Raw genomic sequence first — 19959 nt, 5'->3', positions numbered from 1 at the left:
ATAGCAGTGAGTCCACCTTTAGATAAAGACCCTTAAAACATGTATGCACAAAAGATTGCCGATGCAGGTTCATCGGCAATCTTCGAATTATTTTTTTATACCACCCGGCTAAGAAAATGACGCAAAAATCGCTCCGCATCGACTTTAAGTGCCACATCAACCGTAGTCAGTGCTTGAGCTTCGTTCTCATTTTGCACCTCACGGGTGCGACCAACCTCGGCGGAACCCCCCACCTCAACGGCAATGTGCATTGGACGCGTCTCCACAAAGCTAGAATCTATCGCTAATCCTACAGCCAGTGGATCATGCAATGCACAGCCTGCAATACCAGGTCTGAAATTGCGATAGGCTTCCATATAAAAGTCTGTCATATCTGCCATAAACGCGCCCAGCTCGGTCCCTTGCTCACGCCATTTGTCCACATCCTGCTGGGGAAGCAGTGTTTGCATCGTGACGTCCAGCCCAACCAGCGTAAGCGGAAAGCCCGCTCCCAGCACATAGGCTGCGGCTTCTGGATCGGCATAAATATTCGCTTCAGCCGTCGGAGTTACATTCCCTTTCACTGTAACCGCGCCGCCCATGATGATCAGGCGGTCAAGCAATTGGGGCAATTCGGGACAGCGATCCAATGCAATCGCAAGATTGGTCAGCGGTCCCACAGCTACCAGGGTAAGTTTGCCTTCATAGCGACGAGCCTGTCCGATTATAAAGTCAGCCGCATCCCCAGACGCAGCCTGACGGGAGGGCGCCCCCTTCAATTGATTGCCAATACCGTCTTCACCGTGAATATGCCGGGAATAAGGTTTGAACAGCTCCCGAGCATACGGCTTGTGAGCGCCAGACACGACCGGAGCCTCTACCCCCAGTTTTTCCAGCAGAATCAGTGAGTTACGTGTTGCCTCCTCCACCGAGATATTACCAAAGGTGGTTGTAATACCGAGTAGCTCCAATTCCGGCGAATGGACCGCATACGCAATAGCAAGCGCGTCGTCAATGCCAGTATCTACATCTAAGATTAACTTTTTGCTCATGATGACCCTCCACAGTAGAACAGCATTCTTTTTTTCATTATACACAATTTCAATGCTTATTCCCTTGGTCATCAAATTCTTTATTCGAAGACGTAAAAAAAGACTACGACAGCTATGCCGTAGCCTTCTTTTAATACTTTTCAATCACTCAAGGGCACTTGTTCTGGCTAAATCCTAAGGCTCGATTCCCCACACCAGCTTATCATTGTGGAACAACGTTACTTTGTTCCATTCTGCATAAGAGGTTTTCGTTGGATCGAAGGAGTAATCATTGGATTCGTTCAGGTTAGACCAGTCGCTATTGTTCATGCGGATCTGAATATCACCTGTTTGCGCTCCAGCAGCAAGCGAGCCGGCAGCAGCACTGAAACCAATTTCAATATAGTTGTCTGTAATGGTACGCAGCACGTTATCATTGCCTACTTGCGCATAGTCTACTGCAGATTGCAGCTCTTGGCTGCCATCCTTCGTGAAGTAATAGCGGATTTTCAGCTCACTCAGCTTCACGGGTGTTGTACCTTTATTTTTCAGGTTAAGGAAAGGCTTGACTGCGTTATTAGCTGGGTCGGTGTCACCAGCCCGGTACATTACAACCAGATCACCCGCTGGTTCTGTAGGGTCGGTTGGATCAGTCGGTGTACCTTTAGGTTCAGCGCTTACCGTTGCGGAATCCTTACTTGTTCCTTTCGCATTCGTAGCACTTACAACATAGAAGTAAGTTGTTCCGTTCGTCAGCCCCTTATCCGTGTACTCTCTTTCCGTTACAAGAGGCGCAACGGCTGTAAAAGGACCTGCTTCGCTAGTGGCACGTTTTACCGTGTAGCTATCGGCACCAGTAGACGCATTCCAAGTCAGCGTTACTTGAGCATTGCCCACAACAGCCTTTAAGCCTGACGGTACAGCTGGAGCTGTAGGCGCTGGGTCCACACCACCAGTGGAAGGCACGATTGCAGGGTACGCATTTTGTACCAGCATCACAAACTGATCATGGAACCATGCTCCTGAAATAGGTGCATTCGGTAGAGCATCTGTTAATGTGCCATCCTTGGTTGTATAGGTAGGATCACACATACGGTCAAAGCCTTTACCCTCATCGTTCGGAATGAGTGAGCTGGAACCATCGGAATCACCCGGAGGTTTCGCCCATACATAAGCATCAATATGGCCAGCTGGAGCCGTTTGTGGCGGTGTTCCCATACCTGCTCCGCTGTTATTACACCAGTTACCACGGTGCGAGCGTTTGTCAACACGGCCTGAGTTTACATAGGAGTTAATATCATTGCCGACTGCGGAAGTCGGACGGTTAGGTCCGCCCCATCCGTTACGGCCTGTATCAATTAACATACCGAGTGAGCTCGGCCAGCCTGCGCTGACAAAATCTCTATGCAATGACTCTGCGAAATCCGATTCATCGAAATTAGGATTCCATTCATAGTACTTGGACGATTTGATCGGTTGTCCGCCGACATTCAGATTTGGATCAGGCAAATTAGGTTCTGTCAGCGGTGAAGTATTGGCTGTATTCGTGATAAAGCCATCTACACTGGACAGACCTTTGCTAGTGTCTTTGAAGATAGTTGTAAACAGGGATACCGTTGCTGCACGGTTGTTATCCCAACCTAACCAGCCAGAGTGACCGATATCTACGTATTTGTACACATTCGGAATCTCGTTCAGCTTATTCATTGTGTACTTAACGCCAGCTTCATAAATCCCTGTAGACTTGGCTTGCGCACATTTAGGATCATCCAGATTGGTTACCAGGTTTGGCAAACTATCTGGTTCAATGATCGCTACGATACGAATATCCTTATATTTGGGATTTGCAAAAATAGAAGCAATTTTGTCAACATAATCCTTTTTATATGTTTCCAGCCCTGCCTGAGTCAGCGGTAATTCACCATTGGAAGCCAAGGCATGACAATCCCGTCCGGGCAGATCATACACAATAAATTCCGCCGTAATCGGTGTGCTGCCTTTCTTTTGCGCCAATACTTGGTCCAAATGCGCTTCCAGGCCAAGCTTGCCTCCACCGCCGTTAATAGCAGCGATACGATCAAGCCATACGGCTGTCGGGAATGTTTTGACCGTTTGCATTTTTGCTTTCAGATTGGCATCCGTAATCTTGGCAATCGATGTATCAACACTAGCCGCATAATCAGGACTAACATATTTTGTCGCCCCTTGGTAAGGATTGTCCACATGGGATTCTGCATGTATTTTATCCGTAAATCCTGCACCTGGTAGAAAGCTGCTTGCGACGAGTGATAGCGCAAAAGCATACTTCATGCTTTTACGAAGCACTTGCTTTGTTTTCAATTGCTTCACCTATCTTTCCGTGGATTTTGTTGAATCTTCCTATGTCGGCACCTGATTGTTACATGATTAAATGTGAGTTACGCCTACTTTCTCCAAAAAAAATCGGCGTTCATAGTTGCGAAAGGTAAGCGCTTTCTATTTGTCCATGCGCTCACATTTTCCCCTTTTTGTCACCTCCTATGTTAGATTATAGTGAGCTGGAAATCTGCTGTAAATTGAATAAATTAAGGACTACATTATTAATTAGGCATATGAATTGCCACTCTAACGGTTCGTTGTGGCACCTCTTTTTCTGAAACCGGTTCCTTCATTTGTTGAACATCCCTGCTATGACAAGCTCTCAGGAGATTTAGGATCGACAGCAAAAGAGCGAATTCAAAAAAAGCAAGACTGTATTCTTTAATTTCCGTCAGCCTAAATCGACAATGATAAACTCCAGAACGCCAACTATGCCAAATCGTTATATCTATCGACAGCAAAAGGGTGTTTTCAGGCCACATGACCGTGAAAACACCCTTTTGTTGTTGTGAAGTCAATCTATGCTCTTGTTGTTCTACACTTTTTCGCGATCCTTGCCCTTGTCGGATTGCCCTGCATTTTTATTGGCGGCATCCCGATCCAGCTGCATTTCTTCAACCGTTTTCACCTTAAGTCGCGCTGCTCCCTCATAAGGTCGGGTTGGAATCAGATCGCCTGCAGCCAGACGTTGGCGCGCCTCGGCAATCGCTGCTCCGTATTGCGGCAGCCATGCTTCCTGCGCCACCAGCATTTCATCGACCATCTGCCAAATTTCTTTCGGATTACACACCGCGCCCACTAGCGGATCCATCATAAACGCTTGCCGCAGCAGCTTATCATCTCCGTGTACAGCCGCTTCGACAGCCAAACGCTGGACGGAAATACTTACATTACAGACGGCAGCAAGACCGAGCGGAAGGTCTCCTACATGTGGCATGGAGATACCATTTCGATCCACATATCCAGGCGCTTCAATAATCGCATCGTCCGGCAAATTGGAAATCACACCGTTATTTACGACATTAAAATGCCCCCGGTATACACGTCCGGTTTCTAGACCTTCGATAATGTATGAACCATGCTCTTCACCACGATTTTCCGCCTTGTACTCCAATGGGTCTTCTTTCATCCAGTTGGGGAAATCTGTTTCAAACCAATTACGTCCTTCTGTACATACACGCAGATAGCCGCCTGTTTCTCCGTTGATCCAGCTGCCTAGATCAATCCAGTCCAGAATTTCATTCGGACGCTTCCGGTACCAAGGTACATATTCACTTAGATGGCCATTCGACTCTGTGCTGTAATAGCCAAAACGACGAAGCATGTCGATGCGTACCTTTTCGGTGCGGCTATATTCGGGATGTTTTTCAAAAGCCTCCAGCAGTCCAGCTGTCAGGTCCTTGCCTTCATGTGACGCCTGAATGTACCACGTCTGGTGATTGATTCCGGCGCACACAATGTCCACATCCTGTTTCTCCAGACCATACACCTCAGCAATTTGGTGATGCCCATGCTGGACGCCGTGACATAGACCGATTGTACGCACACCGCTGTATTTGTTGCAGGCCCACGTAATCATCGCCATCGGGTTCGAGTAGTTCAGCAGCAATACATCCGGTGCACTTAGCTCGCGGATATCCTTACAGATGGCCAGCATTTCAGCAATACCACGCTGACCGTACATGATCCCTCCTGCACACAATGTATCGCCCACGCATTGATCCACGCCATATTTCAGCGGAATATCCACATCGGTTGCAAAGCCCTCCAGCCCGCCAACCCGGATGGTACAAATGACGTATTTGGCACCCTTTAGAGCTATCTTTCGGTCCGTAGAGGACTGTATCTGTATGGACAAACCATTCTCACGAATATCCCGCTGGCACAGCTCAGTAACCATATCCAGATTGTGCTGACTGATATCCGTAAAAGCCACTTCAATATCGTTAAATTCCGGCACCGATAACAAATCTCGTAAAATTCCACGGGTAAAACCGATGCTTCCTGCTCCAATAAAAGCTACTTTAAATGACACGGCATTCAACCTCCGGTAATTAGAATTGGTATATACCGTCATTGTAGCAATAGCTCTGCGGAAAGCGTTATCAAAATCATGACCAGTTTCGTATTTAGGTGTCAAAAATCCTAACTTTCGCTTTAGCAGAGGGTTGCCCATTTCCATTTTGCTCCATCCGTTTCTCTCTTTCTATCTAGTGTTTTTTCAGTTCAATATGTACTTTAAGTGCGGTAAATGTAGTAACATAAAAGAAAACATTGGAGAGCAAGGAGCAGCCTAAGATGAACAAAAAGATTATCTTTTTAGATATAGATGGAACGCTAGTGGATGATGATGGTATGATTCCCGAATCTGCAAAAACAGCATGTATCGAAGCGAGAAAGAACGGACATCTGATTTATTTATGCACTGGCCGATCCAAAGCGGAGATTTATGATTTTATCATGGAGGTCGGTTTTGACGGGATCATCGGAGCTGGCGGGGGCTTTGTAGAAATCGAAGGCGAGATGTTATATCACCACAAAGTATCGGATGAAGATGTTAAACATATGGTCGATTACTTTGATGAACATGACTTGGACTTTTATTTGGAATCGAACGGGGGACTGTTTGCGAGTAAAAACTTTTTGCCCCATGTGGAACGGCTTATCTATGGTGATGTGGACAATGATCCCGTAGCCAGAGAAAAAAAAGAACAACGTCCGCATCCGTTTATCACTGGCCTAACTATAGGAGAGGACAACCTGTACCGTAGTGACGTGAACAAAGCATGCTTTTTGGAAAACAAAAATGTTCCTTTCGAACAGATCAAAAAGGAATTTGCAGGGAAATTTGAGGTTATTCAATGTACTGTATCTGCTTTCGGGCAAGACAGCGGCGAGCTAATGGTTCCCGGTATTCACAAAGCCGTAGCTATTGAAAAGCTTATTGAGCATTTGGGAAGATCCCAAGAAGACACCATTGCTATCGGAGATGGGATGAACGATGCTGAAATGATTGAATATTGTGCGCTAGGAATTGCTATGGGAAATGCCAAACCGGGCCTCAAAGCCATTGCAGATGACATTACGGATGCTGTCGATGAAGATGGACTGTTTCACAGCTTTAAAAAGCATGGTCTGATTTAGTGAGGTTATTTTTTTATACTTAAGCCCCTGCAGTAGTTTCTGGACTTAAAAATGTCCTAATTCTACTGGTAGGGGCCTATCTCCAATGCTATCTTTCCACGGAATTCACTTAGTACTTGCTCGGCTTCCATCTCCTCACTACTTGTAAGATGGGCAAACCATTCTTCAAATATCTGTTGTTGCTTACCCTTCAAGATTTCTACTTTGGTCATGTACCTTGATTAAAATATGGAATTCCTCCTCAATAACCGCGCTTATGCTGACGATAGCTGCGTGCGGTTGTTTTGTTGCTGTATAATGAGTGAGTCTGTAAATATTTACAAAGGAGCAAGACATGTCAAACCGTAAATGGACATTTATCCTTATCCCAGTCTTCCTGCTATTTGCCTGGCTGCTCTTCCAGTTCACTCTGTCTTCTTTTCAAATTCACCAATTTGCAGAGTTATTGAAGACGGTTTCTCCAAAAGACGGGGTTTCCGCTACAAAAGTCGTACTGATATCCCAGGAGTTGGATAATTATTACTGGCGGTCAATCGAACAAGGAGCCCGAAAGGAAGCGGAACAGTACGGTATGCGGCTCGATTATATCGGGCCGGACCGCATTAATCCGTCCGAGCAGGTCAAACTGCTGGATAAAGCGATTGCCAGTAAGGCGGATGCAATTCTGGTTCAAGGGATAAATGATCCAGAGTATCGCCGATTAATCGACAAAGCAGCCGGACTTGGCATCCCCGTCATCACGATCGATACGGATGAACCAGATTCCCTTAGACTAGCTTACGTGGGAACGGATAACGAAGGAGCAGGAAAACGGATGGGCGCGCTGTTAGCGAAAGCCTCTGGAGAGCGTGGCGACATTGGAGTTATGATCAGTAGCGAGCGCGTCGAGAATCAGCGACTCAGGCTTGCTGGATTTCGTTCCGTGATCGGTCGCTATCCCAAGCTCCGCATTGTGGAGATTCGCTCCTCAAATATTTCACGGCTTCAGGCAGCACAGCAAGCTCAGAACATGCTCACCCGGTATCCGCAGATCCGCTTCATGGTCGGATTCAGTGCGCTGGACGGCCTTGGCATTCTGGAAGCCTCGGAGCGACGCGGAGCGCGGAATTTGCAGATTTTCGCTTTTGACGATATGGCCGAGACGTTGAAAGCCATCAGAGATTGCAAAATCGAACTGACCATTGTTCAACAGCCAGAGGAAATGGGGGCTAAGTCCATAAAATTACTGAATGATTATCTAAAGGGGAATACCCCCCAGGAATTAACATACACCAGGATATATGAGATGCATGCGGACACTCCCGACAACATGACCGGAGATGACAGACGATGACGATCAGAACGAAGCTGCTTCTGTTCATCCCTCTTCTAGTTGTGTTCGCCAATATCATCGCTTATTTTGTATTCCAAAGCGGAAAGGTCGTACAACAGAGCTACGATGAAATGCTTGGCCGCATTCTTCTCATCGAGCAAACCTCCGAATCGGCGGAGAGCAACTTAAATCTCCTATATGCCTATCTGCTTAATCCAAGAGGCGATAAGGCTGTGCAGGGCCCGACAGAATACCAATTGATGCAGTTGAAAGGCAGAATTCAGGAAGTCTCCTCCTCGACCGACCCTTCTTTCGCCGAGGAGGACTACGTGAATCTGTTGGCTACATTTCTTAAAGAGAAACAAGCCGCAGTTCTGGATGCAAAGGCACAAGATCCTCAATCGGCTTTTGAACATTATATTGAAGCGGAGAAAACCGTCAGCTATATTCATGAGGAGGGTCAGCAACTGATCGATGATGAACTGGCTTATTACCGGCCAATCATTGAGAACATCCGGAACAAGAATGAGCGAATGAACGGATGGGGAGTGGCGTTGTTCGGCATGAACGCGCTGATGGGGGTTTTGCTTGCAATCTGGGTCTCGCGCAGCATTACTGGCCCTGTCGGCAGACTTGTCGGACTGGCGAAGCGAATCGCCACAGGTGATCTGAATATCAAGCCCCAACCGCGACGGGATGACGAGCTAGGCGTACTGTCGGACGCCATTTCGCAAATGTCCGCCGATTTGAGTATCCTCATCGAGAAGGATAAACAGAGTCTGGAAATGCGGCGGCTTGTGAAGGAACTGGAGCTTCTGGCTCTGCAAAATCAAATTAACCCGCACTTTTTATTTAATACCTTAAATGTGCTCTCCAAGCTGGCGATTCTGGAAGGGGCGGAGAAAACCAGCGACCTGATCGTTTCGCTGTCCAATCTGCTACGGTACAGCCTGCAGAAGCTGGACAAACCCGTAACTCTCCAGGAGGAACTGGATCATATCCGCGAATACGTAACCATCCAGCAGGCGCGCTTCAGGGACAGAATTCGCTTTGATCTTCACTTTGACGCTTCCGTACTTCAGCAGCAAATTCCGGCCCTGACGATCCAGCCATTTATTGAAAACGCTTTTCTTCATGGTGTGGCAGATATGGAAGACGGAGCCATTATCATGTTAACGCTGTCGAGAGCGAACGAAGATGTACAAATTGAAATTTCGGACAACGGAAAGGGCATGACGGAGGAAACCCGACTGTCCGTACTCCGTCTTAAAGGCGAAGCCGAAAGCGGCAGTTCAACAGGACTTGGAATGCAAAATGTGTTTAGGCGGCTGCAGTTGTTCTACGGAAAGGAAGAAGAAATGGTTGAAATCAATAGCAGTATCGGACGAGGTACTACCATAACAATACGAATTCCAGTCAAGAAGGAGAGTGAGCAGACTGATGTATCGGTTGTTGATCGCGGATGACGAGGCTTTGGAGAGAGAAGGACTGGAATTGACAGTGGAACGGGCGATGCCGGGGATATTCCGGTTTATTCATGCCGGCAACGGCCGCATGGCGATTGAATGTGCGGAAGAGCACCGTCCCCATATTGCCATTCTGGATATCAATATGCCTGGAATCGACGGGCTTGCGGCGCTTCGTGAATTAAAGGAGCGGCTTCCCGATACCCGATTCGTGCTCGTCACTGCCTATGATTATTTTGCCTATGCCCGGGAGGCGCTCTCTTTGGGTGTGAAAGAATATATTCTGAAGCCAGCGAAGCGAGAACTGATCATCGGTACACTGAAACGACTGATTGAAGAAATTGAGTGCGAGAAGCGGGCACGTACGGAAGAATTGGAGCTTAGGCACAAAATCTCACAGCTGATGCCGCTCGCAGAAAATGAGCTGGCTTTAATGCTTATGGTCGACCAGACCGTGGATTCAAGCGCTTCCCAGCTATCGGAATGGCTGGACTTTCCTCTTGATCAGGGAAGCGCCATCATTGCCGCCTTTGACGGATATACGGACGAGCAGGATAAAAAGAAAATTTACGATCATTTCCGAAGCTATGTAAAAACGCATGGCCCGAATGCCATTGTAAGCTCCTTGATCGACCATCATGTAGCCACCTTTTTACGCAAGCCGCCTGTCACCGGCGAAAACGACTGGCGGCAGCTGGTTAAACACCTTGTTCAGCAGCTCTCTGAGCTTGCCCAGCAGCAACTTGGTATAAAGACGGCCATTGGAATCGGATCGCTGCATAGCGGCGAGGAAGGACTTCGCAAGTCCTATTTCGAAGCCGTTTTTGCCTCCACCCTACGCAAGCGGGATGGAGGTTTCTGCCACTTTGACGAACTGAAGTCATCAGAGGCTGGAAACGCTTCTTTGCTTGCCATCAAAGCGGAGAATGGAATGCTTCAGCAGACGTACGTCATGTCAGCACTGCAACGGATACGCGAACAGCGAGAGGTTCAAACACTGACTATGCTGGGTAGGGCGAAAATGTATATCGAGGAACGGTTCAACGATGATCTTTCGCTGGAAGAAGTGGCTGATTTTGTCCATTTGAATCCTCACTACTTCAGCAAAATTTTCAAACAGGAATACGGAGAAACCTTCATCGACTTCGTAACCCGGCTGCGGATTGATAAAGCCATCTCTCTGATTAAGGCCGGCAACCTTACTCTTAAGGAAATCAGCTTTGAAGTGGGTTATAAGGACCCGAACTATTTTAGCCGCGTCTTTAAGAAGATAACGGGCGTTCCTCCCACTGAGTTCAAAGGCCAAAAATAGTAGAGATTCATCCATGCCGACTATCGGCATGGATTTTTTTAAGCTCGAATGACAAGGTAATGCTAGGTTCAGCCCCTCTATCTCCGATTCGGGAATCGAAGCCAAAATCGTGCATGAAAAGGTCCGTTTATTGAAGACGATAACCGGCCTTTCTTTTATAAGCGCATGTTATACTTCTCCTCGAAGAACGGAATGAGGTTCCAGAGATCTGGAGGGGAGATGATCATATGGCAGTAATCATCAATAATGAAAGCGCTCAACAGAAAGCGCTTCAATCAGAAAAACCCAATATGCTTTTTGTGACGTTGGTATCCATCGTAGCTGCGCTCGGAGGTATCCTGTTCGGTTTTGATATCGCGGTTGTTTCGGGAGCAGTCGAATTCCTGCAGCAGCGTTTTTCGCTGAGCGAATTTCAGGTTGGTTGGGCGGTGTCAAGTCTGATTGTCGGGAGTGTCACCGGAGCGGCTCTCTCCGGCTACATGAGTGAAAAGATCGGCAGAAAAAAGGTATTGCTGGCCGCCGGATTTTTATTCATCGTCGGCTCGATCTGCTCAGCGCTTCAAGACACGTTCACCGGGTATGTTATCTTTCGCATGATCGGTGGCATTGGCATAGGGATCACTTCCACCGTTTGTCCGGTGTACAACGCGGAGATCGCTCCCGCTAAATACCGAGGCCGTTTGGTTGCTTTAAATCAGTTGGCGATCGTAACTGGGATTTTCCTGGTTTATTTTCAGAATTCGTGGATCGTCAGCCTGGGGGATGAAGCCTGGGGTGTCTCAACAGCCTGGCGCTGGATGTTCGGAGTGGGAGCCGTTCCGGGACTGATCTTTATGCTCTTGATGCTCTTCATACCCGAAAGCCCGAGATGGCTTATTAAACAGAATCGGCCTTATGAAGCGCTGCCGATTTTGCTGAAAATTCATGGTGAAGAAGCCGCTAAGCAGGAAGTGCTTGATATCAAGGAATCATTCAAAAATGAGAACAACTCATTGAAACAATTGTTCGCTCCTGGTATTCGGGTCGCTCTCTTTATTGGTGTTATGCTCGCCATTATGCAGCATATTACCGGCATCAATGCCATTTTGTACTACGCGCCGGTTATTTTTAAGGGAATGGGACTCGGTACGGACGCTTCTTTGACCCAGACCATTTGGATCGGGATGATCAATGTGTTGTTCACCATCGTATCCGTATGGCTGATCGACAAAGCGGGACGAAAAGTCCTGCTGATAATTGGCACCTCGTTGATGACCCTCTGTTTGGTCATTATTGGAGCCGCATTCAAAATGGGTTTGACCACCGGACCGCTTGTGCTCATCATGATATTGATCTACGTGGCCTCCTATGCTATATCACTTGGGCCGATCGTATGGGTTATGATCTCGGAGATCTTTCCGAACCGCATTCGCGGCAAAGCGGTCGCCATCGCTTCGATGGCATTGTGGGCCGGCGATTATCTGGTATCGCAGGCATTCCCTCCTCTGCTGAGTTCAGCCGGCCCGTCCAATACCTTCTGGTTATTCGGAGCCATCTCGTTGTTCGTCGTAGTCTTTATATGGCGCAAGGTTCCCGAAACCAAGGGGAGATCACTTGAACAGATGGAAAATATGTGGCTTGGGAAATGACCCCACTTTAGCTCTCAAGAAGCCCGGACACATGTTATAATGCTTCAAAACACACGTCCTCTGAGTCATACCGACCTAAATCGGCAATGGTTCAGAGGCTTCTTATTATCAGCTCCCATCCTCCTCCGCATAGTTCCTCACATTGCGCTCTACACCAGAGCGGTATTCAACAGGCGTCTTGCCTGTGTGCTTTTTGAACAACATATGAAAATACTGCCTGCTGGCCACGCCTACATAATCGGCAATTTCTTGAATGGGAATGTCCGTTTGCTGAAGAAGCATACGGGCCTTGTCCATTCGCAGCATCGTTAAATACGCGGTGAGTGTTAGCCCAGTATGCTTTTTGAAAATACGGTGCAAATAACCTGGGTGCAGATTCACGGCTGCCGCCATGTCCTTAACCACAATATCTCGGTCATAGTTCAGATGGAGAAATTCAATGCATCGTTTGATGTACATATCCGTTTGCTGCGTGTTGCTGCGCTCTGCCTCTTCCCGTAGACGTGCAATTCGTACTAGCAATTGCATAAAAAGCATCTCTGCCATTGCACCCGGCTGTTCTTTTCGTTGGTCCAGCTCCAGCACGAGACTTTTCAGCGCATAATATACCTCTTCCGGGTCCGATAATACCAGATACGGGAACGGACGTGACATGAGAGTCGTGACCTCCTGCTCCTCTGCTGCCATTTGTCGGATAGACGGCCCTACCCTCACTCCCTCCGTAAAACCAAACTCTACATTTAGCATCCGGCACGGTTGTTCTCCTTCCACCACTAGTCGATGCGGTACACCTGCGTCCAGCATAATAAACTCGCCTTTACGCAGCGTGATGCTTTCTTCCACATTCTCTCCCGTTTGTACATCTACCCTGCAAAAGCCGGAAATCATGTACATAATTTCGGTAGAATGATGATCGTGGTAAGACATGGTGTAGTCATGCCATTGCTTGTAATAGTAAGCAAAAAAACGGGGAATATAATCCCCGTCACGCAGCCGTGGCTCAAACAGACTTCCGTTCATCCCCGCACCTCCACAAAAATAGATAAGGCTAACACGACAACGTATCTGCAACCGCTCTATTTTCACAGTTTAACAGACTGAGTCCTGTACTTCTATTTCACTCCATCGGACGATCTGAAATCCTTTGGAATACGGCAGGCGACTCTTGCCTAAAAGGTTGAGGATTTATCACTTTTTGGACTTAAATACTGAATCAACATTCCCGCAAATCGGTTAGCAATTTCTATATCATCAAGTTCGTTATTCCAATCGTCCTTGGACGTCAGACTCATTTTCTGGAGTATACCCATCATAGACGTGAAGATAAAATGAGCAGTCTTCAAGGGTTCTGTGTCGGACTTTAATGATCCATCTTGGAATCCAACTTCCAGAGCATCCATCAGGAAATGTCGTTCCTTTTCCCGGCTAACAAAATTTTTGTACTGTTCTTTGAGTTCTTGATTTGAATCATAAGCTTCGTAATGCAGATCGAATAGAAGAATAAACTTGATGTATTCTGGATGTTGCCAAGCGTAATCAATCCATGCATCAAGCATCAAAGTAAGCATCTCCTTACCGCTCATTTCGGCTGAAGGTGCCCTTCTAACAAATTCGGTCATGCTCTCAAGGATTTCCATCTGAACCTCAAAGATCAGTTCGTTCATGGACTGAAAGTGCTTATAGAATGTGACCCGACTTACACCAGCCACGTTGCATACATCCTTAATATTAACTTTGAGAAAGCTTTGCTTCATAAAAAGTTCCTTGGCAGCCGCAATGAGTTCTTCCCGATTTTTGTTTTTCAAATTCTGGTGCCAGTTCTCAGTCATTAACAACCATCCGTTTCTCATTTTTCGATTTTTGTAAGGTTAAGAAAAGGGCAGATGCAAGGATAAGTGCACCAAAAATATAAGGAATATGAATGTGTTTGTCAAACATCAAACCCGCTAAAATGGGTCCCAATATATTGCCTAGGCTGGTATACGTCGTATTCAATCCGGCGGCATATCCTTGACGATCACCAGCTGAGTTCGCGATCATTGTACTTACGGTTGGCCTTAGGAAGGCATTAAAAGCAAAAAACAGCGCCGATACCGCCAGCAGATAACCTAAATTGATCTTAATTATCATTAACAGTAAAGCGATGGCTGTCATGATCAAAGAAAGACGTATAAGCTTCATCTCACCAAGTCTCTTGATGAGATAATCAAGTAGCCATATCTGTACTACGATGCCTATAATTGCACCAACCGTAATGATCATTGAGATTTTAGTGGCATCAAAACCATATTTTCGTTCCACAAAAAGAGCATACACCGTTTCATAATTCATCAAACCTAATGTCATGATCAGAATGAGGAGAAGATAACGAAAATAGGATGTCCGAAATGAATTTAGGATTTGGTTGCGAATTGGCTCCCGGCGGACCCATTGGCTAGCGGGTTTTCGTTTTTCCTTGGGTAGTGTCTCTGGCATATACAAGCTAAGCAGCGTAGCTACAAGTCCAAGTCCACCAGCAAAAAAATAGGGCACCCTTATGCCAAACTCAGCGATCATACCGCCTAACCCCGGACCAAGCACCATACCCAAATTCATGGAGGCACCCAAGTATCCCATTCCTTTAGCTCGGGTTTCAGAAGTGGTAATATCAGCGACGTAGGCCATATTAGAAGGAACCATTAATCCAATACCTATCCCCCCGATAAATCGGGCTATATATAGAAGAGGCAATGTCGTAGAAACAGCAAACATTAGATCCGAGATGACGGTTAAAAACAGACCGGTGATGATCATGGATTTCCGCCCCCATCTATCCGAAAGCTGCCCACCTAGGGGCGAAAAAATAAACTGTGCTGCTCCAAAAGCGGCAATAAGATACCCCGCAGCAGCTCCTGCCGCATTAAATTGTTTCAGATATTCAGGCAGAATGGGAATCACCATACCTTGACCCAATAAAGCAATAAACAAATTCAGCATCAGAATGAAAAGTGGAAATGTAGCAGACTTAGGTAAGCTGCTCATGTTTGTAACCCCCTTCAACCATTTACACTATGTAACCCTTTACTATGTGTAAACTATATTAGTTGAAATAGGGACCCTTGTAAATAAAATTACAAACCTATTATTCCAAGCTAATACCAGAAAGAGATCTTTTTATTCTTGCTTTACACATTAGGCTCCTGTTTTGCAAACTCTTGTAACATACCTCTTATTTGTTCTACCAATATAGCAGGTGCTTTCTTTGGTGAACCCGTGTCAAACGGAGGCTGAGGATCGTATTCCAAAATCAGCTGAACTCCTTTACTCATATCTTCTCCCAATTCCCATGCCAATAGCTGGAGTGCCATATCAATACCAGAGGAGACACCGGCTGCTGTAACGATTTTGCCCTGACGAACCACTCTCTCATCTGTTGGAATGGCTCCAAGAGATTGGAGCAGGTCTAAGGAACCCCAATGACTGGTGGCTACGGTTCCATTTAACAAGCCTGCGGCGCTCAAAATCAAAGAGCCGTTACAAACCGACGTGGTCCATTTCGTAGTTTCATGTATTTGGCGAATCCAATTTAACGTTTCTTCGTCATTCATTGGAGTTTTATAATTTGGCGGACTGCAACCTGGAACAACAAGAATATCAGCTGAACTAACTTCAGAAAAGCTGTAATCGGCATGCAAATAACCCATATTTGAGTCCAGCTTGATTAACCCTTTTTTCTTAGCGACAAACTTCACTTCACATTTCAGTGTAGCAGCAAATACATCGTATGGACCCATTGCATCTAATGCCGTAATTCCATCGAAAAGCATGATTGCGATTTTCATGATGATCTCTCCTTTGAAGTGGGATTTTATTCTTGCACATCCATACTAACATACATATACGGGGTATGGGTATATTTAATGGTGTGAAAGCAGTATCTTCATTTCAAACGCCTCTTTAAGAGTACGTACCTGTAAAAAGGCATACTTAAAAAGGGCCACCCCCGAGGTAGTCCTTTTAAGTATGCCTGTAAATCTGTTAATCGCGAGCCGGCTTAGGAGCTTTGCTTACTCAATTGACCATAATATAAATCACTGTAAAAGCCTTTGTGAGCCAGCAGTTCATCATGAGAACCCTTCTCCTCCAAACGGCCATCCTTTAAGACCAGAATCCGATCAGCCAGACGAATGGTATTCAGCCGATGCGCGATGACGAAACTTGTTCGCCCCTGCATGAGCCGCTCCAGTCCTTCTTGTATCTTCATCTCGGTAATGGTGTCGATGCTGCTTGTTGCCTCGTCGAGTACAAGGATGGAAGGGTTGGCCAAAATAGCACGGGCAATAGCCAGCAGTTGTTTTTGCCCTTGACTGATGCCGCTGCCGTTCGCTTCCAACACCTTGTCGTATCCGTCCTTCATCCGCATGATAAAGGAATGGGCGTTAGCCAGTTTCGATGCTTGTTCAACCTCCTCATCGGTGGCGTCCAGTCTGCCGAAGCGGATATTTTCACGAATCGTCCCCTGAAACAGGAAGGAATCCTGTAGCACAAATGCCATGCGGGAGCGCAAGCTTTCACGCTGTATGGTGGTGATATCGCGCCCGTCCAGCGTAATCGTTCCCTGGTCGGGGCTATAGAATCTGGAAAGGAGCTGGATCAGTGTCGTTTTTCCTGCCCCGGTCGGGCCGACTAGTGCGATCATTTCACCCGGTTTGGCTTCAAAAGAAATACCTTCCAGCGTAGCGCTTCCCTCATCATAACCGAAGGAAACATCCGTAAACCGCACCGCCCCCTCCACATGCTCTACCTCCACTGCGCCGCGTTCATCCTTGGACTCTTCATCTTCATCCAATATTTCAAATACTCGTTCAGCTCCGGCAATAGCGGACAGCAGGGTGTTCCACTGGTTAGCCAAATCATTCAACGGTCTGGTGAACTGGCGGGCATATTCTACGAATACAATAATTGTACCTATAGTGATGGAGCCGCGAATGGCCAAAATCCCACCGATCCCCGCTACAATAGCAAAGCTGAGATTATTCAGTCCGTTCATCAGCTTCGGTATAAAGCCTGAAATCGTTTGTGCCCAGAAGCCCGATAGCCGAATACGGTCATTACGCTCGCCAAAACCACGGATGACTCTCTTTTCCTGCGAAAATGCTTTAATAATCTGCTGCCCAGACAGTGTTTCTTCGATGTATCCGTTCAGTTCGCCTAAATTCTTCTGGCGTTCCTTATATAAGGGCCCGGTGCGACGTGTAATCCAGCGCATCCCGGCAGCCATTAGCGGCACCACGATAAAGGTCAGCAGGGTCATCAGCGGGCTTAACCACAGCATCACCGTGAGTGTACCGATTAACGTCAATATACTCGAAAAAATCTGAATGGCGGAACTGTTAAGCGTAGAACTGACATTTTCGATATCATTGGTCAGACGGCTCATAATCTCTCCCTGCTGACGTTTGCCGTAGAAAGGAATCGGTAGTCGATGCAAATGTGAAAACAGATCGAAACGCATGCGGTACACCGTCTCTTGGGCAATCTCGATCATCCAGATATTTTGCAGCCAGGAGGTCAGCGAGTTGAGCAGATATACAGCTCCTAATCCGATGAGAAAATAAATCCACGTGCGTCCACCCGGACCTTCGAGAAAATCATCCACCGCTACGCCGACCAGATATGGACCCAGCAGAGCCAGCCCGGAGCTGAGCAGTACCATGAACAGCACCAGCATCAGTTTGGCCTTACGGCGGGCCAGATAAGCCCATATCCGTCCTAACGTGCCAGACCAGTTCTTCGCTTTGGCCTTGCGGCGTCCTTCCGCTCCCACCGGATTTCGCAGCACACCGGACGGCGGTGTAGGCTGACGGAACGGTTCAATGAGTTCCTTGAACATGCGACTCCTCCTTTCCGTATTGTGATTCATAGATACGCCGATACAGATCCGAGCTATCCATGAGATGCTCATGACTTCCACTTGCCATCAGGCGACCCTCATCCAGCAGTAAAATCTGATCTGCTGAGGCCGTCGAGCTGATTTTTTGCGTAATGAGAAATGTCGTGCAGGACAGGCCATCGAGTGCATTCAGTAGTGCTGCTTCTGTCCCTACATCCAATGCACTTGTGCTGTCGTCCAAAATCAGCACTGTCGGCTGGCGCACCAGTGCGCGGGCAATCGAAAGCCGCTGTTTCTGTCCGCCAGACAGATTGACACCACGCTGCCCGAGCATCGTGTCATAGCCTTGCGGCAAGCGTTCAATCATATTATGGATTTGCGCCATCCGTGCAGCTTCCTTAATTTGCTCCAGGCTGGCATTCTCCAGCCCCCAAGCAATATTATCCCGAATCGAGCCGGTGAATAGCAGTACCTCCTGAGGCACATAGCCAATAGCCTCTCGCAATATGGACGCATCCAGTTCACGAGCGTCCTTTCCGTCAAAGCGCACATAACCTTCATCTTCTTCATACAGACGTGTAATCAACTGCACAAGTGAGGATTTGCCCGAGCCAGTGGCCCCCATAATAGCTATCCGCTCGCCCGATTGCGCCTTAAAAGATATATCCTTTAGGACAGCCAGATCACTGCCCAGATAATGAAAGCTTACCCGGTCCATTTCCACCTGTCCCTCAATCCGTGTATGATGCGTCGAAACAGGCTCCAGCTCTTGCCCATCTTCATTAGATGTTTCCAATACCTCTCGAATCCGCCCCGTAGATGCAGTTGCCCGGGAAAATACAACAACGATACCTGATAAGGCAGACAAGGCTCCAATTGTCCGCAGTGAATAATTGACGACTGCGACCACCTGTCCTACACTGGCATCCCCAGTGGAAATTTGGCCGCGTCCGAACCAAAGTACTGCAATAATCCCTGCATTCATCGTAAACAAAATGAACGGCATCGTCGTTTCTGTCCAGCGTAGAGCGGACACCGTCCCTTTCATCAATTCGCCTCCGTAATGGGCAAAACGTTCGATTTCATGCCGCATCCGCACAAAAACCCGGATGAGACGGATACCTGTCAGATTCTCCTGAATCACTCCGTTAACGTCATCCAAGCGTCGCTGGACACCTTTAAACAAAGTGACCGTCCTCCGCATCATCACCAACACAAACACGAACAGCACTGGGGCCATAACCGCCAATAGCAGCCCAAGCCTGAAATGTACAACCAGTGCCATCACAATACTGCCGATGACTACAAGCGGAACCCGTGTCATAAACCGCAGGCTCATAAACACCGTATCCTGTACTTGCGTGACATCCCCGGTCAGGCGCGTAATCAGCGACGAAGTGGCAAAACGTTTAAACACAGGATACGAAAAGGATTGCACTTTACGGTACAGCTTTTCCCGCAAATCATAGCCGAAGCCCTGACTTGCATGTGAAGCAAAAAAAGAGCTGGATATCCCCGCCATAAAAGCGATAACGGCACTCCCCACCAATACACTGCCCCATAACCAGACGACGGACAAATCCTGCTGTCGGATGCCCTCATCAATGATTTTAGAGATCAAATATGGCTGCGATAGCTCTACCGTCAATTCCAGCAACATCATCACGAGCGCTGCGATGGCTGGAACCCGATATTTTTTTAGAAAAGAAAACATCATTCCCACAAGCATTCCTCCAATTGCCCATAGCCGTCCTTCCAGATCAGCGTGTAATGGTTATAAGATTCGAACCTGTCTGCTGTAAAACCATATATACGCACTTTATACAGCACTATATTTTATTATACCCTTCTGAACGG

The 19959-nt window shown here is 47.2% G+C and carries 14 protein-coding genes; 5 read left to right on the top strand and 9 right to left on the bottom strand.

The annotated features are described in order from the left end of the window. Window positions 1–95 precede the first annotated feature (95 nt). The 3 genes from NLX82_RS06990 to melA all read right to left on the bottom strand — a co-directional run bounded on the left by NLX82_RS06990 (window position 96) and on the right by melA (window position 5403). Window positions 96–1031, bottom strand: coding sequence for a nucleoside hydrolase (locus NLX82_RS06990; protein ID WP_076157728.1), 936 nt, complete (start codon window positions 1029–1031; stop codon window positions 96–98). Between the two features lie 174 nt (window positions 1032–1205). After that, complete coding sequence (locus NLX82_RS06985) at window positions 1206–3359, bottom strand: glycoside hydrolase family 6 protein (RefSeq protein ID WP_081327418.1); 2154 nt, start codon at window positions 3357–3359, stop codon at window positions 1206–1208. Window positions 3360–3903: 544 nt separating this feature from the next. Next, window positions 3904–5403: an alpha-glucosidase/alpha-galactosidase gene (melA, locus tag NLX82_RS06980; protein ID WP_068938525.1), complete on the bottom strand. Its 1500-nt coding sequence runs from the start codon at window positions 5401–5403 to the stop codon at window positions 3904–3906. Window positions 5404–5666: 263 nt separating this feature from the next. Here melA and NLX82_RS06975 point away from each other — a divergent pair, with 263 nt between their 5' ends. The 5 genes from NLX82_RS06975 (at window position 5667) to NLX82_RS06955 (ending at window position 12230) form a co-directional block, all read left to right on the top strand. Then, window positions 5667–6512: a Cof-type HAD-IIB family hydrolase gene (locus NLX82_RS06975; protein ID WP_023987289.1), complete on the top strand. Its 846-nt coding sequence runs from the start codon at window positions 5667–5669 to the stop codon at window positions 6510–6512. A 334-nt stretch (window positions 6513–6846) separates the two neighbouring features. Next, the gene (locus tag NLX82_RS06970) at window positions 6847–7845 is read left to right on the top strand and encodes a sugar-binding protein (protein ID WP_254347669.1); all 999 of its coding nucleotides are present in this window, start codon (window positions 6847–6849) and stop codon (window positions 7843–7845) included. Beyond that, window positions 7842–9290 (top strand): sensor histidine kinase, encoded by a 1449-nt coding sequence (locus NLX82_RS06965; RefSeq protein WP_068938474.1) that lies wholly within the window; start codon window positions 7842–7844, stop codon window positions 9288–9290. Before NLX82_RS06970 ends, NLX82_RS06965 begins: the two co-directional genes overlap by 4 nt. Continuing rightward, window positions 9265–10602: a response regulator transcription factor gene (locus tag NLX82_RS06960; RefSeq protein WP_160789131.1), complete on the top strand. Its 1338-nt coding sequence runs from the start codon at window positions 9265–9267 to the stop codon at window positions 10600–10602. Before NLX82_RS06965 ends, NLX82_RS06960 begins: the two co-directional genes overlap by 26 nt. 227 nt (window positions 10603–10829) lie before the next feature. After that, a complete protein-coding gene (locus tag NLX82_RS06955) occupies window positions 10830–12230 on the top strand; it encodes a sugar porter family MFS transporter (protein ID WP_076295048.1) in 1401 nt (466 codons plus the stop codon). A 108-nt stretch (window positions 12231–12338) separates the two neighbouring features. Here the strand turns inward: NLX82_RS06955 and NLX82_RS06950 are convergent, their stop codons facing one another. The 6 genes from NLX82_RS06950 to NLX82_RS06925 form a co-directional block, all read right to left on the bottom strand. Next, window positions 12339–13250 carry an AraC family transcriptional regulator gene (locus NLX82_RS06950; RefSeq protein ID WP_076295049.1) on the bottom strand — a complete coding sequence of 304 codons (912 nt, stop codon included), beginning with the start codon at window positions 13248–13250 and terminating at the stop codon, window positions 12339–12341. Between the two features lie 149 nt (window positions 13251–13399). Continuing rightward, window positions 13400–14059: a TetR/AcrR family transcriptional regulator gene (locus tag NLX82_RS06945; RefSeq protein WP_068938470.1), complete on the bottom strand. Its 660-nt coding sequence runs from the start codon at window positions 14057–14059 to the stop codon at window positions 13400–13402. Further along, window positions 14052–15251, bottom strand: coding sequence for an MFS transporter (locus NLX82_RS06940; RefSeq protein WP_028543215.1), 1200 nt, complete (start codon window positions 15249–15251; stop codon window positions 14052–14054). The genes NLX82_RS06945 and NLX82_RS06940 overlap by 8 nt, the downstream gene beginning before the upstream one ends. Window positions 15252–15394: 143 nt before the next feature. Next, complete coding sequence (locus NLX82_RS06935) at window positions 15395–16051, bottom strand: DJ-1/PfpI family protein (RefSeq protein WP_023987280.1); 657 nt, start codon at window positions 16049–16051, stop codon at window positions 15395–15397. Between the two features lie 212 nt (window positions 16052–16263). After that, complete coding sequence (locus NLX82_RS06930) at window positions 16264–18102, bottom strand: ABC transporter ATP-binding protein (protein ID WP_068938469.1); 1839 nt, start codon at window positions 18100–18102, stop codon at window positions 16264–16266. Beyond that, the gene (locus tag NLX82_RS06925) at window positions 18083–19819 is read right to left on the bottom strand and encodes an ABC transporter ATP-binding protein (protein WP_254348185.1); all 1737 of its coding nucleotides are present in this window, start codon (window positions 19817–19819) and stop codon (window positions 18083–18085) included. Before NLX82_RS06925 ends, NLX82_RS06930 begins: the two co-directional genes overlap by 20 nt. Window positions 19820–19959: the final 140 nt, after the last annotated feature.

This window comes from Paenibacillus sp. A3M_27_13, assembly GCF_024213315.1.
GTDB classification, from domain to species: Bacteria; Bacillota; Bacilli; order Paenibacillales; family Paenibacillaceae; genus Paenibacillus; species Paenibacillus polymyxa_B.
This window is presented reverse-complemented; position numbering and strand designations above follow the sequence as displayed.